Below are 14,474 nucleotides of genomic sequence, written 5' to 3'. Positions count from 1 at the left end.
AGATTATGCTCAGTAAATTTTTTATCAACCGACCGAAATTTGCGTTTGTTATCTCGATCTTCCTGACCTTGATTGGTTTGATTGCGATTAAAACCATGCCGATTTCAGAGTATCCAAGCGTGACGCCTCCACAAGTTCGTGTAGTCGCGTTCATGCCGGGTGCCAGTGCTGAAACCGTAAAAGAGGTGATTGGTAATCCAATCGAAGAGGAAGTGAACGGTGTTGATGGCATGGTTTACATGCAGTCACGTTCAACCAACGATGGCCGTTACTTCTTAAACATTACCTTTGATAACAGCGTTGACGCCGATATGGCGATGGTTAACGTATCTAACCGCGTTGCCGTTGCTGAAAACATGCTGCCGTTTGAAGTTCGTGCTCGTGGTGTGCGTATTCGTAAAGCCGCGCCGGATGACTTGCTCGCGATTGCTTTCTACTCTGAAGACCAATCGATGTCAGAGCTAGAGCTTAACAGCTGGGTTGAAGCAAACTTCATGGAGCGTATCGCTCGTATCTCTGGCTTAGCAAGCAGCGATTTGATTGGTGCGACCTATGGTATGCGCGTGTGGCTCGATATGGACCGCATGGCGTCACTGGGTGTGACAACGTTTGATGTGAAGAACGCGATTCGTGAACAAAATGCAGTAGTGCCAGCAGGGCGAATTGGCCAAGGTCCAAGTCGTGAAAATGCCGCATTGCAGTTTAACTTGATCACACAAGGTCGACTGTCGAGTGCAGAAGAGTTTGAACAAATTATTGTAAAAACCTTAGCAGACGGCAATCAAGTCTATCTGAAAGATGTATCTAACGTAGAAATTGGCAGCCAATTCTATGATGCCTACGCAACCTACAATGGCGGAGATGCCGCTCTAGTTGCAATGCAGGCTAACCCAGATGCCAACGCTTTGGAAACAGGCGCTGCGGTTAAATCGGTATTGGAAGACATCGAAAGCATCATGCCAGCCGGTATGACTTACGCGATCCCATACGACACCACTTTATCGGTTGAAGCGTCTATTCGCAGTATCGTCGAAACCTTAATTGTTGCTGTCGGGCTTGTGATTGCGGTGACTTACCTATTCTTGGGTAATGTCAGAACAACACTTGCACCTGTGATTGCGATTCCTGTGTCTTTGATTGGTACTTTTGCTTTCATGCAAATGGGTGGCTTTAGTATCAATACCGTTACTTTATTTGGCTTGATTCTAGCTATTGGTATCGTGGTGGACAATGCCATTTTGGTGGTTGAGAACGTAGAACGCATTCTCAATGAAAACCAAACCATTGATGCCAAAGAAGCCACCAATCGAGCGATGAAAGAAGTCACCGGTCCGATTGTCGCGTCGACATTAGTCATGCTTGCGGTGTTTATTCCTGTGGCATTGCTGCCAGGTATCACGGGGCTGATGTTTGCTCAGTTCTCTATCACCATCTGTATCGCTTTGGTGCTATCGGCTATCAATGCACTCACTTTGTCACCTGCACTATGTGCAATGGTTATGAAGCGCAACCCTAAACCTGCTAAGTGGTTTGTGGCATTCAATGCAATGTTCGACAAAGTAACAGACGCGTATGGCAAAGCAGTCTCTTTATTGGTGCGCAAATCAGCAGTGCTTTTAGTTTCGTTCGCAGTGGCTATTACTGCGATGGTGACGATGAATGACAAGCTACCGACGGCATTTGTTCCAGCTGAAGACAAAGGCGTGTTAGCGCTCGCGATGTTCTTGCCTGATAACGCATCGAAAGAGCGTACTCATGACTTGATTCGTCAAGCTGAAGCGGTATTAAACCAAGATCCAGCAATTGAAGATTTCGCAGGTGCGATTGGCTTCAATGCTCTGACCGGTGGTGTTGCCGCTAACTCAGCGACCATGTTCGTCAATTTGAAAGACTGGGATGAGCGTCTTGCAATGGATGGCGATCATACACAAGCTGCGGTTGCCCAGCGCATCAACATGCAGTTGTATGGCATTGATAAGTCGATGAGCATCGCTATGGGTCTACCACCTATTCCAGGTATTGGTATCGGTGATGCACTTGAGTTTATGGTGCAAGACACGTCTGGCCGCACTGCTCAAGAACTTGCACAAGTGACTTACGCGATGATGGCAGCGGCCAATCAAGCGCCAGAAATCACCAATGCGATGACGACTTATCGTGCCAATGTTCCACATTACAACGTTGAAATTGATCGCGAGAAAGCGCGTCAGTTAGGCGTACCACTCAGTGCAATTAACGATGCGATGGCGACACATCTGGCGTCTGCATACGTTAATGACTTTGCCCTAAACGGAAGAAGCTACCGAGTTTTTGTTCAAGCTAAAGGGGAACAACGAAATGATCTATCTGATGTGTTACGCATACATGTCCCGTCGGCGCTTGGCGAGCAAGTTCCGTTGTCTGCTGTCGCAACGATTGAACCGACATTAGAGCCTGATCTAGTCACAAGCTACAACATGTTACCTGCGGCACGTTTGCAGCTAAATCCAGCTCCAGGTTACTCATCTGGTGAAGCGATTGATGCAATGGAGCGTATCGCCGAGGAAGTTCTCACTCAGGGTTACACCTATGAGTGGACCAACATGGCTTATCAAGAGAAGTTGGCGGGGAACACAGCTCAAATCGCTTTGGTTTTAGCACTGGTATTCATCTACTTGTTCCTTGTTGCTCAGTACGAATCATGGGCTCTGCCTGCTGCGATCATCATTGTGGCTCCAACCGCTGCTGTGGGTACCTTCGCGGCGCTATTAGCGGGTGGGCAAGCCTTGTCTATCTACGGTCAAATTGGCTTGATTCTATTGATTTCCCTAGCAGCTAAGAACGCTATTTTGATGGTCGAGTTCTCAAAGCTGAAGCGTGAAACTCAAGGTTTAAGCATCGAAGAGGCAGCTATCCAAGGCGGCAAGATGCGTTTTAGAGCCGTAAACATGACGTCATGGTCATTCATTCTTGGCATCTTGCCTTTGGTGTTTGCAAATGGTGCAGGGGCTATCTCTCAGAACACGACTGGATTGGCACTACTGGGTGGCATGTTGATGGTGCTGGTGGTCGGTTCGATGATGACTCCGGGCTTCTACGCCATTTTCCAAACACTCCGTGAAAAGCTGAAAACGAAACAACAGTAACCCATAGCCTCAATAAAGTGACGGCAAAGGTGTGTTGTTGCTTTATTGATGGTTTTTACCCCTCGTTATGAATTTTAAAGATTGTTTTTATCGTCTGATAATGGAGGGAGGCAGGGAGTATTTCTCTGACCAAGTTATTAAACATGAGCCATGTGAGTACGGAAGCGGCTATGGCTCCAATGAGAATAAGGTTTACACATGAAAAAACTATTACTGACCGCTTCAATGTTAGCTGCAATGTCTGGTACTGCTTTGGCGAATGAAGAAGAAAGCCAAGTGATTGATCCATCGGATCTAACTCGCGTTTATACACAAGCGGCTTTTTTTGTTACTTCTGACGCTGATATCCGTTTGTCTTCAATGCTAACTGGAGCATGGTCTGAAACGACTCAGTTCGGTGGCTTTATCGAAGGTAACTTTGGCGACTCAGATGCTAAGCCAGGCAAAGATTCAATGGGCGTTGACTACCTTGGTAGCCGAGCTCAATATTTCCAAGTATCAGCAATTGATAGCTCATTAATGCCACGTGTTGGCTTCATGGCGGACTTCATTCACACGAAGAACTCAGCACTGGGTTTAGATGACAATACGTTGGTGTCTGTCGGTGCAATCGGCTTGATTAACCCTGCTTATACCGGCGGTGCAATGCTGTTTCCAAACGTAAACTACACCATAGGTGAAGTGTTTGGTGAAACGGCAGACGGCTACATGCTAAACCTGTTTGCGACCATCCCAATGGGAGATTCTGGTGCGTTTGTTCAAGCATGGCCTGAATACATGAACGTTTCTGGCGATACAGTGGAACTTGAATCGACGTCTTTCAACATCATGATGAACGCTCCTATTAAGGAAGACCGAACTCAATGGTTAATGACGAAACTGCAATACGCATCAGCAGATGTCACTCTGCCAACGGGCGTTACGCTAGAAGGTGACTACGAGCTAAAAGCAGAAGTCGGCGTGAAGTGGTTCTTTTAAAACACCTGAGTGAGCTATCTATGGTTCTACTAGCCATGGTTTAACTATCTATGGTTTAGCGACCTAACAAGCGGTAACTGAGCTATGGTTTAAATAAGAAGAGAGCTAATGATGTTAGTTCTCTTCTTTTGTTTTATGGCGTTAAAGATAGCTTTAATCCAGTGAACTCGATGCTTGAACCATAATTCTCCATGGTCATTTCGTTGTTTTAAGATTACACTGCGCCCAATATTTCAGAAGTACATATTTAGGTAGAGGTCACCATGGACCAAGAACATTACGAAGACGCTGATTACGAAGGTCAAGAGCTGGGCGAAGAAGGCGAAGAGATTGAAATTGAAGCAATTGGTATTGATGTTTCATCACAGCCAATCGAGCTCTACAAAGTGTTTAAAATTGCTAACCTAGTGAGTGGTGGCGGTGAAGCTAAGCACATCATCTCTGAAGGCTACGTAGCGGTAAATGGTGAGCTAGAAACCCGTAAGCGTCGTAAAATGTACGATGGCGACTTCTTTGAATTCAACCAAGAATACTATGTAGTGGTGTGTGATCAGCCAGTGCAAGAAGAATCAGAAAAGCCGAAAAAGAAAGAAGCGCTTAAAAAAGAGAACAAGGCGAAGAAAGGTCAGTCTAAAAAGGATTCTAAGAAGAAAGAATCTAAGAAAAGCAAAGCAGAAATGCTAAGCGCAAAGGCTGAACCAAAGAAAGAGAAAAAAGAGAAGAAACCGAAAAAGAAAGCGGACACGCCGAAGCCAACACGTGACGACAAAAGCGGCCGTAACTCGATTGAGTTCTTCTAAGTTATAGTTCTAAAGTACAGCTCTAAACTACTGATCTAAAACTATTCTTTCAAAACGCAAGCAAGGTTAGACCTAGGTTTACGTTAAGCAGATATCAAAAGGCTCACTATTTAGTGAGCCTTTTTTGAATGAGCTAGGTTGAATTTAAATAGAACCCTAACTGACTTGTTCTACTTTGTTTGATTGCTTAGAGCGCTTGAACGCGTAAATCATATAACCGATGACGCTTGTAGCAACAATAACAGAGCAGATTCGGATAAAGTTAATCAACATCGGTGCGTTCTCAATAAACTCGTTAATTCCCCAAAGTAAAACGAGAGAGAATACAAACATGATGAGTAGTCCCCAACAAGGTGCATCGACTTTACCCGGCACAACATACCAACCATCTTCTTTGATCGGTTTGTTCAAACGAGCATATTCTGCTTGTTGACCTTTGACGGTGTAGAGGTGCATTTCTGTCTGTTTACCGGTTAGCAACAAGCTTGCAGCGTATGCGACAGTCGCATTGACTAACACACCGATTACACAGTACCAAGGCCAAGCAATATCAGTCGCAACAGCAACATACCAAATCGCCAAGAAGCTTGCAGCAACACCGATTAATAGTCCCTTCTCTGTTATATGTTTAGAATAAAAACCAAGCACGAACATACAGAAGTTTGCACCTACAAAATAGGAACCTGCTTTACTTAATATTTCTAAAACTGAGCCGGTGCTGGTCGCAAACATGAAGGCTGGAATGATGATACATAGCGCCCACATAACCGTGAAGAAACGCGATACTTTGAGGTAATGTTCCTCTGACTCGTTTTTCTTGTAAAAGCGTTTGTAGAAGTCAGAAACAGAGACGGTAGCCATAGAGTTAAAAGCGGAATCTAGACTAGACATGCTTGCTGCAAGAATAGCTGCCGCGATGATTCCCATCAGACCTGGCATACCATATTCGCTGGCATAGTGCAGGATAATGGTGTTGCCATTTTCGAACTCTTTACCATCGTAATAAGCGTTAAATAACACGCCTAACAGGATAAATACGAAGTAGATGAAGAAAGCAACGTAACCCATCATTAGCATCGCTTTTTTCGCATCACCCATGTTTTTAGCCGCCATACAGCGTTGCACCATCATTTGGTTACCGCCATAAACAGTGGTGTGGAACATTGTCATTGCGATAACGCCAGCCCATACGGTGGTAACTTGGCTCAAATCTAAATTGGTTTGTAACGCATTCGTCATGCCTTGTGACTTGAGATCTTGCATCACTTCGGTCATGGGTTGTGGCATGCCATTCCAGACGGCTTCAATGATGATAAATGCGCCAAGAAACAGAATGACCGCTTGAATTACATCTGTCCAAATAACGGCGGCAATTCCCCCCATTACGGTATAAATCAGTGCGATAACAGTGACAATGACGATGCAGTAAGTAACATCGATACCAGTAATGAACTCGAGGATTAACGAGGTCGCATATAAGACCGCAGCTGAGCTTATTGCCTGTTTAATTAAGAAGATCAAAGACAGAGTGATACGTGAGGCTTTACCAAAGCGTCGTTCTTGATATTCATAAATCGAAGTGAGGCCGTTGTTGTAGAAAAACGGCATAAACACCGCAACGATAAAGAAAATCACCAAAGGGTAGTTAAGGTGGATGGCGATCACTGACAAGCCTTCTTTGTAAGACCAAGCCGGCCCACCCAAGAAAGACATAGCACTGACATAGGTACACACAACGGAAATACCGATGGCCCACCATGGAATATTTTTATCGCCTAATGCAAATTGGTTAGCGGAAGTCACACGTCTACCAACGAGTGCACCCATAACTAAAGTAAGGACGATATAAGTACCAAGAATTGTCCAGTTTAAAGCGCCAAACTCATACATGCTCACGTCCTTTTAATTGTTCATCCATTTGCTCAAACAGATCGTAACCAAGCTGTTTTAATATGTGTGCTATATCGATAGCGACCCAGTTTTCCTTGAGTAATTCTCCTTCGCGTCGCCAGATATCCATAACACGAAGTTCGATGTGCTTGCCTGTAGGTGCTAAACCTAACCAGCCACTGCTACCAGTATGTGTACCGTGCATGTGTGGCCAACCACCAGTGGATACGTAGTCATTTTTGGACAAAATGTTGAGTTCTATATCGACACTTCGATCAGGGAAGGCAAATACAAATGGTCCTTGATGGTGGTCTCTGAAACCTTGGATTCCACGTGTCGTACCAATTGCAGCCGGTCCATACCACATAAAATCGTCATGCCAGTAGTTTTCCAAATCCATTGAATCAAGGCGCTTACCATCAAATCGACCCAAGCAAGCCAACATGTCTAGGACTAGCTTTTGGCTTTTCTGGCTCTCTTCAGCTGCGATGCTACCCGTTTGTATACCGTCTTGAGTCGCTGGGGCAGGGACTAATCCAGCATGACCTAAGCTTTTGCGTAACGGATTAACGCCAGCTTGGTTCATTGCATCAATAAAATCAGGTATGAGGTAAGATTCAACAATTTGACCTTCTTGGATACAAACCATTTCGGTGTAGCGTAAGTAGAGTGTTTTTCCTGTTGCTGGAATACCAAATAACGGTTGTGTAAATGTGCCGACAAAATAACCCGTAGAGTTAACCCAAGTGCGGCCTTCGTATTCACCTTGCATAACGATTGAAGGGCGTCGTTCAACATCAGGTAGTGCGTTTACTAGCGGTAATAGGAATGCTTGTTCGGTCGCCTTGACACCAGAGACGTCATTAATCGGATGAGCGACACACCATTTAACATCAGCATTTAACATCTCGTGGACTACTTGAGTACGTTCTGATGAGTGAGCGTTAAAATAGGTTTTGTAGAAATTCTCAATCAAGCTGTTCAAAATAATACTTCCTTATATAGTTAACCGATTTGGATTAAAATCTGTTTCCAGACCGCACTTTCATCAAGTAGCGTAAACTCTCTGCGTAGACCCCAAGGTCCAAACTCTGCATGGCTGATTCCCATGATGTAAACGTCTTTTCCTGTAGGCTTCCCAAACATACCGTAGCCTTCATGCTTGCCTTGCAACGACCAACGAATAGCAGCACGTGGTGACATCATTTCGTCGTTGCGACCAATACGGTGGTGAATTTTGAACTCAGCGTTTGGAAACGAAGAGCGAAGTGACATCCAAAACTGGTCTATTTCATTATGAGAGAGTGCTGTTTGCCCACCCGTGTACTCGCCGATACATGCGCGGTCATATTCTGTTGGTATTACAGAGAACTCAGCATTCATTACACGTCGCAGTATGTCTTCATAGCGCTGGCCGTATTCATTGTCGTTACCTACGCCAAGGTAAGGGCCTTGTATGTCGACCTGAGGAGTGAAAGGGTATGAGCATTGTTCAACGCCACCCTCTATTTCAATTTGTTGACGGGCGTACTCTTCTGACGTCATACCCAGTTGGTTTGCAATCGCAGCGATGTCTCGGATCATCCACTCATCATTGATTTGATTATTGATGGCATGGCAGTCTGCGATAATTCGAAACTTAAGTGTTTTATTCGTGGCTTTACCAAACACGCCATCATTAGTATGAGTTGCTGTTGAAATGATTCGATGGGATGAAAGCATGCCTTGTTCAGGAGTCCCTGACCAAATAACGTCTTCACCCAATAAGGTACGGTTTGGGAACTCGGCTAGCGTGCCCATGGTCGCGCTAATGACCTTTTCGTTTCCCTTCGTGATGGAGAGTGGTGTACGGACGATAATGTCAGGTGAGTAATAGTTATGCAGGGTACTCAGACCTCGATCTTCCCAAATTTCTTTAGTGATACCTAATATGTAGTCTGGAAAATCTTGCCATTTAGAATCAAAGCCAACCATAGCCATTTATCGCCTCCTGATGCGTCAAAAGTTTCGTTATTGAATTAGTTTTGGTTACGTATCCAATATTGCCTTTTGTTGCTATTGTGTCAATGAGGTGTATTGCATATGTTTCTTTATTGTGGGTTGGATCTGTTTTTTAACAATTCACTAAATACGGCTCTCTTAAAATAAATTGAATGAATATTAATTATTGATCGAGTGTATATGAACAAAATAATTGGGTTTAAAGACAGCGCTTTATTATTTAACTTATTGTATTTAATTGACATTTAATTTTCGTGAAGAAGTGGGTATCAAATTAGATAATGCTCTGTGACGATTTATAATATCGACGTGATGACGAGAAGAAATTTAGAGTAATGATTCTATTTTGATGAGGTTTGACTTGAGTTGTTAATTGTTTGTTTAATATTATCTGGCTGCGAATGAATTCGCATGCAACAATAAGTTTGAGAATGATTGGATTGAAAAAGCCACTCAAAGGTGAATATCAAGTGGCTTTGTTCTCGGAAACGTTTAAGACAATAACTCCGGAAGAAACAGTGATATGGCTGGAATAAAGGTGATTATCATCAAAGCCACTAGTAGAGCACCAATCCATCCTATTATGGCTCGAGACAAGGATTCAATGGGCACATTACCGACTTGGCTAGCCATAAAGAGGTTGGCTCCAAGTGGAGGCGTCACGAAGCCTATGGCCAAGTTCACTATCATCACGATACCAAAGTGAATTGGATCCATTCCTAATGCTGTAACGATAGGCAACAGGATTGGAGTCAAGATAACAATCGCAGCGAGCGTTTCCATGAAGGTGCCAACAATCAGCAGCAATGCAGTGATACAAAGCAAAATAAGTAACTTGTTGTCTGTAATCGACAGGATGAACTGTGCGATTTCAGTTGGCAGGCGTTCAAGCGTTAGGATTCGACCAAAGGTGACCGAAGCGCCAACAATAACAAGTACGGCACCAACCAGTAGCGAGGATTCTAAAATGATCTTCACGACCTTTTTGTAATCCAACTCTTTGTAGACAAACATGCCGAAAAACAAGCCATACAACACACCGATAGCGGCTGATTCTGTTGGCGTGAAGATACCAGAGTAGATACCACCAAGAATGATGACAGGCAGTAACATTGCCCATATCGCTTCTTTTAATGCTGTAATTCGCTCCGACCATGTCGCTTTTGTTTCGTTGCCTTTGTAGCCGCGAATTTTGGATACGATCAAACAGTAGCCGATTAACACTAAACCAACCACAAGCCCGGGTACGATTCCTGCCATGAACATTTTAGTGACGGATACTTCGGCGGTGATTGCGTAGACGATCATCACCACCGATGGTGGGATAATCACTCCAATGCCACCTGAAGAAGCAATAAGCGCGCCAGCAAAACTGCGGTCGTAGCCCTTTTTGACCATAGATGGAATCATTGTTAAGCCAATAGCCGCAACGGTTGCCGAGCCAGTACCAGAAATCGATGCGAAGAACATGCACGCTACGATTGCGACAATACCCAAACCACCAGTGAAGTGACCAAAGAAGACTTCAGCAACATGAAGAAGGCGTTTGGATATGCCGCCTTGGCTCATTAAGTTACCAGCAAGCGTGAATAACACGACAGCAAGAAGAGGGAATGAATCTAGCCCTGTGACTAACCCTTGAACTAAAAACTCAACGTTTAAGAAGGGGAGGCTCAATATAGCGAGCATGCTTGCGCCAGCGAGTGCTATCCCAACGGGAACCCCAATAAGAAGCAGTAATCCGAAGCTACCAAATAACAAAGCAGAGGTCATAAGCTTAACTCCAACAAACGATTAGAAGTGCGATGTTTTGCTTTCAAGTGACGGTAACGATGCTGAGTGAGTCGAACGGGTTTTGGCGAGTAAGCAATGGTTGAAATACGCTTGTTGATACTGACCACTAAGCGAATGGAACTCAAGACGGCACACACAAGGACTGATGCGTATAAGCATGCGATTGGGATTTCCATTGCTGGCGCTATCTGGCCTAACTTTAAACTGCGCCCAATAACCTTGAAACCAAACCACGCCACAGTACAACTGAAAGCTAGATAAATAAGGTCTGAAAGGATCAAGCTGTAGTGGGTTAAGTTCCCCGGTAGTTTGTCGATGAATAGACGAATACGAATATGTCGGTCATCGCGAATACAGTAGCTGATGCTTAAGTACATTGCCCAAACGAAAAGATAGCGAGCGAGCTCTTCTGCCCATGCAATTGAGGCGTCGAATAGGCGCAATGTAATCTGTAAGCATAATAAAGCGGTCATTAACGAAATAGAGAACACAATAAGTGTAGGTTCGAAGTATCGGTCGAACAGGCGAAACCATTTCATACGTCACTCCTAGGAGATGTTGAAAAGGGCATTGAATGCCAATGAATACACGACAGAACAGGCTTTAGGGCACTCGTTTATAGAATGCCATTCAAGACCTGGAGTAACGATGGTTAGACCGTTAAAGTTATTTGTCGGTGACAGGTAATCGATTAAACGAGGCGCTATTTACAGATGCTCAATCTCAGTAATCACGCTATCGAATAGCTCTTCACCTGTTTTACTACGCAGTTCTTGGTAAACGGCGGCATTCATTTTTTCTTTCATCTGAGCTCGAACGTCGGTTGGTACCACATTCACTGTCATGCCTTTGGCTTCAAGCTCTTTAATGACTTCTTGGTTCTGCTTCGCCGCGAGATCACGCTGTACTGCAATGGTTTCTTGGCTCACTTCATTGATAAGAGTTTGTTGATCGCTCGGTAGAGAATCCCAGAACTCTTTATTCATGAATAGCACGTAGTTAGTGTAAATATGGTTAGTTAGCGATAAGTACTCTTGTGCTTCATAAAAACGCTCAGCGTAAATAGAGTAAACCGCGCTTTCTTGTGAATTGATTAAGCCTTGTTGTAGTGATGTGAAGATCTCACCCCAAGAAAGCGGTGTCGGTGCCGTACCTACCGATTTCCAAGCACTGATTTGTGTTGGGTTAGACGCTGAACGAATCTTTAAGCTGTTCAAGTCTTCAATGCTGTTAATCGGTTGCTTGTTATTGGTGATGCTGCGGAAGCCAACTTCCATGAAACCTAAGCCATGAAAGCCTTTTGATTCCATTGAATTAAGAAGTGGTTTGCCGATCTTGTCGCTGTCCAATGCTTTGTGTGCTTGCGCTTCGTCTTCAAACAGGTAGAAGACATCAAGTACGTTGAACTCAGGTACGTAAGGTGAAAGTAACACCGATGCGCCAAACGTCATCTGTAAGTTACCTTGCTGAACAAGCTCTGTGGTTTCTCTTACATCGCCCAGTTGACGGGCAGGGTAGATTTCCACTTCAAGCTCTCCGTTAGAGCGAGATTCCAACTCTTTTTCGAAGTGAAGCATTGCTTTATGGACGGGTGATGTTTCTTGGCTGTCGTGAGCAAGGCGGATCACATTGCTTGCAAAGGTATTCATGCTAGACAGCGTTAAGCCGAGGGCAGTAATCGAGGTAAAGATTGCGCGTTTCATCGTTCTTCCTTGTTCATCACATGGCTTTTATGTGCATTCATTTGAGCCATGTTGTTCAGTGGGTTATTTATCCGCACTTCATATCCTAATTTTTGCATACGAATCCAAAATATAAACACACAACTAACAAGTCAATAACAAATCCGTAAAAGTGATAAAGAAGTTAATTTGAATCGATGAAATTTTAGACAAGATCACAGAAAGAAGCCCTAACATGGTATTAGGGCTTCTACTCTAAACTGAATGGGTTTTATTGATGGGAAAATAGAGACTTTCGTAAGGCTGAGTGTAGGTTATGTCAGCCAACCCCTTTATTAACTTAATGATGTACTACCGCGTTCTATGATGGTGCCGGGTTCAAGTAGGTACTCGCCCTTCGCATCTTCATTATCGTTAATCCGTTGCATCAAGTCTTCGACGGCACTTTTCACGATTTTATCGATAGGCTGGGCAATGGTGGTGAGGTCATAGCTCGGCCAAGCTGCCATAGGGATATCATCCACGCCCATGATTGCGAAGTCTTGTGGGATGTTACACCCAAGCTTTCTTAAACCATCCATAACGCCCATTGCGAGAATATCATTGGCACAGAATACGGCGTCAGGTTTTGATGTGTGTTCCATCAGCTCTTTGGCTGCTTCTAATCCTGCTTCAAAACTGTATTTTGCGTTGATGAAAATAGGGGAGGCCGCTTCACGTGTTTTTGCGGTTTCAGAGAAGCCTAACCAACGTTTGTCACTGGTCATTGATCCTGCGTCACCACTTACGTATGCCAGCTGTTTGTAGCCTTTATCAAGTAAATAATCAGCTGCTTGTGTGCCAGCTTGCTGGTTGTCTAAGCCAGCACTGTTCGCATTAATGCTTTCTGTATAGCGGTTGATGAGGCTTAAGTGAACGCCAAACTTTTCACATTGTGCAAAAGCTCGGGAGGTGAGACGGCTGGTGGCGATGATTAAACCATCAACTTGATATTCAATTGCACGTGAGATAGCGAGATCGAGGTCATCTTTGTCGATAGGGCAGAGTACAACTTGACCGCCACGCTTTTGAATTTCCATCGCGAGCGCACGAGATTGCAAGTCGTACATTGGGTTCGACTCGCTATCGAGTGCGATAGCTACAAGTCCTGAGCGATTAGAAATCAAGCTACGAGCAATAGCATTGGGTGTATAGCCAAGCTTGGTAGCGGCATCCATCACCATTTTTCGCTTCTTCTCACTGATACTTGCAGTCGGGCTAAATGCACGAGAAACGGTAGATTGAGATACGCCAAGCATTTTGGCAACATCAATAGAGGTAACTTTCGCTTTTATGGTGAATCTCCTTATATCGCGATAAATCCAAGCGCCACCTTGAATGGGTCAACAGGCCCTAATGAGCAAGGTTTGATAATTACAATACGTGTAACATTTGAAATCACAAAGAAAATTTATGAATTCATGACGGCTTGCTCATTTCGAAAGCCATCAATGATCATTTTGTGTTCAGAACCGACGCAAAAGAAGTTAACGCCGAGCTCTTTCCAGTGACGAGCCGCTTGAGCATTCGCAACAAACATACCAACGGGTTTGTTAACTTGCTGAGCTGCTTTGATTATTTTGATGCTCGCTTCTCGCACGCATTCATCATTCACACTTTCAGCACCGTAAGACACGGCCAAATCGACTTGTCCAATAAACAGTGCATCAATGCCTTCCACTTTTGCTATCGATTCTGCGTTTACCACACCCTCTGGGTCTTCAATTTGTGCGATGACAACCGTGTTGTTCTGGCTATCTTTCAGGTGGTTCGCCATCGGTTTGGTTGCGTAGTTTGCTGCGCGGCTTGAGCCTGCATAGCCTCGACCACCTTCACCGTAATGGGACATTTTCACTAACTTTTCTGCTTGCTCTGCACTGCATACGTGTGGGATCTGGATTCCTGTCGCTCCGCAATCTAACGCATTCAAAATGGTCGATGGCTGGCTATCTTGAACTCGAACTACGCAAGGGAGCTGATTAGCGCGCGCAGCAAGAATACAGCTATCCAGTGTCGTTCTATCAAAAGGGGCGTGTTCCGCGTCTAGCACAATGAAAGGCAGTTCTGCCAACGCCAGCACTTCAATGATGTGTGGGTGAGGGGTTTTAACAAAAGTTCCAAGTAGCTCGGTATTGCTTAGTGTGTTCTTAAAGTTATCCATTACT

Annotated in this window: 11 protein-coding genes; 3 read left to right on the top strand and 8 right to left on the bottom strand. The window is 44.4% G+C overall.

The window, feature by feature from the left end:
- Positions 1–5: 5 nt before the first annotated feature.
- The 3 genes from MSG36_RS07295 to MSG36_RS07285 all read left to right on the top strand — a co-directional run bounded on the left by MSG36_RS07295 (position 6) and on the right by MSG36_RS07285 (position 4,903).
- Positions 6–3,125, top strand: a complete 3,120-nt coding sequence (locus MSG36_RS07295) for an efflux RND transporter permease subunit (protein ID WP_248366959.1) — start codon at positions 6–8, stop codon at positions 3,123–3,125.
- Positions 3,126–3,323: 198 nt separating this feature from the next.
- Positions 3,324–4,103 carry a hypothetical protein gene (locus MSG36_RS07290; RefSeq protein WP_048608619.1) on the top strand — a complete coding sequence of 260 codons (780 nt, stop codon included), beginning with the start codon at positions 3,324–3,326 and terminating at the stop codon, positions 4,101–4,103.
- Positions 4,104–4,366: 263 nt separating this feature from the next.
- A complete protein-coding gene (locus MSG36_RS07285; protein WP_136974998.1) occupies positions 4,367–4,903 on the top strand; it encodes an RNA-binding S4 domain-containing protein in 537 nt (178 codons plus the stop codon).
- A 156-nt stretch (positions 4,904–5,059) separates the two neighbouring features.
- On the opposite strand, the gene MSG36_RS07280 is transcribed toward MSG36_RS07285, so the two are convergent.
- The 8 genes from MSG36_RS07280 to MSG36_RS07245 form a co-directional block, all read right to left on the bottom strand.
- Complete coding sequence (locus MSG36_RS07280) at positions 5,060–6,793, bottom strand: sodium/solute symporter (protein WP_017080165.1); 1,734 nt, start codon at positions 6,791–6,793, stop codon at positions 5,060–5,062.
- Positions 6,786–7,784 (bottom strand): ester cyclase, encoded by a 999-nt coding sequence (locus MSG36_RS07275; RefSeq protein WP_348983440.1) that lies wholly within the window; start codon positions 7,782–7,784, stop codon positions 6,786–6,788. Before MSG36_RS07275 ends, MSG36_RS07280 begins: the two co-directional genes overlap by 8 nt.
- 14 nt (positions 7,785–7,798) lie before the next feature.
- Complete coding sequence (locus tag MSG36_RS07270) at positions 7,799–8,773, bottom strand: ester cyclase (protein WP_193840297.1); 975 nt, start codon at positions 8,771–8,773, stop codon at positions 7,799–7,801.
- Positions 8,774–9,286: 513 nt separating this feature from the next.
- Positions 9,287–10,567 carry a TRAP transporter large permease gene (locus tag MSG36_RS07265; RefSeq protein ID WP_248366956.1) on the bottom strand — a complete coding sequence of 427 codons (1,281 nt, stop codon included), beginning with the start codon at positions 10,565–10,567 and terminating at the stop codon, positions 9,287–9,289.
- Positions 10,564–11,127: a TRAP transporter small permease gene (locus MSG36_RS07260; protein ID WP_086774247.1), complete on the bottom strand. Its 564-nt coding sequence runs from the start codon at positions 11,125–11,127 to the stop codon at positions 10,564–10,566. Before MSG36_RS07260 ends, MSG36_RS07265 begins: the two co-directional genes overlap by 4 nt.
- A gap of 168 nt (positions 11,128–11,295) precedes the next feature.
- Positions 11,296–12,291, bottom strand: a complete 996-nt coding sequence (locus MSG36_RS07255; protein WP_086774248.1) for a TRAP transporter substrate-binding protein — start codon at positions 12,289–12,291, stop codon at positions 11,296–11,298.
- Positions 12,292–12,605: 314 nt separating this feature from the next.
- Positions 12,606–13,568, bottom strand: a complete 963-nt coding sequence (locus MSG36_RS07250; RefSeq protein WP_017080159.1) for a substrate-binding domain-containing protein — start codon at positions 13,566–13,568, stop codon at positions 12,606–12,608.
- Positions 13,569–13,720: 152 nt separating this feature from the next.
- Positions 13,721–14,470, bottom strand: coding sequence for an aldolase/citrate lyase family protein (locus MSG36_RS07245; protein ID WP_248366953.1), 750 nt, complete (start codon positions 14,468–14,470; stop codon positions 13,721–13,723).
- Positions 14,471–14,474 lie beyond the last annotated feature (4 nt).

It is taken from the genome of Vibrio sp. 1CM8B, assembly GCF_023161685.1.
Taxonomy (GTDB): Bacteria; Pseudomonadota; Gammaproteobacteria; order Enterobacterales; family Vibrionaceae; genus Vibrio; species Vibrio coralliirubri.
Note: the sequence above shows the minus strand (reverse complement) of the source record. Positions and strands in the feature narration are given on the sequence as shown.

What these genes read in the sequence shown, in the direction of transcription:
- MSG36_RS07290 (WP_048608619.1), top strand. Translation starts at nt 3,324, where the DNA reads ATGAAAAAACTATTACTGACCGCTTCAATGTTAGCTGCAATGTCTGGT.
- MSG36_RS07295 (WP_248366959.1), top strand. Translation starts at nt 6, where the DNA reads ATGCTCAGTAAATTTTTTATCAACCGACCGAAATTTGCGTTTGTTATC.
- MSG36_RS07285 (WP_136974998.1), top strand. Translation starts at nt 4,367, where the DNA reads ATGGACCAAGAACATTACGAAGACGCTGATTACGAAGGTCAAGAGCTG.
- MSG36_RS07245 (WP_248366953.1), bottom strand. Translation starts at nt 14,470, where the DNA reads ATGGATAACTTTAAGAACACACTAAGCAATACCGAGCTACTTGGAACT.
- MSG36_RS07265 (WP_248366956.1), bottom strand. Translation starts at nt 10,567, where the DNA reads ATGACCTCTGCTTTGTTATTTGGTAGCTTCGGATTACTGCTTCTTATT.
- MSG36_RS07260 (WP_086774247.1), bottom strand. Translation starts at nt 11,127, where the DNA reads ATGAAATGGTTTCGCCTGTTCGACCGATACTTCGAACCTACACTTATT.
- MSG36_RS07255 (WP_086774248.1), bottom strand. Translation starts at nt 12,291, where the DNA reads ATGAAACGCGCAATCTTTACCTCGATTACTGCCCTCGGCTTAACGCTG.
- MSG36_RS07250 (WP_017080159.1), bottom strand. Translation starts at nt 13,568, where the DNA reads ATGCTTGGCGTATCTCAATCTACCGTTTCTCGTGCATTTAGCCCGACT.
- MSG36_RS07270 (WP_193840297.1), bottom strand. Translation starts at nt 8,773, where the DNA reads ATGGCTATGGTTGGCTTTGATTCTAAATGGCAAGATTTTCCAGACTAC.
- MSG36_RS07280 (WP_017080165.1), bottom strand. Translation starts at nt 6,793, where the DNA reads ATGTATGAGTTTGGCGCTTTAAACTGGACAATTCTTGGTACTTATATC.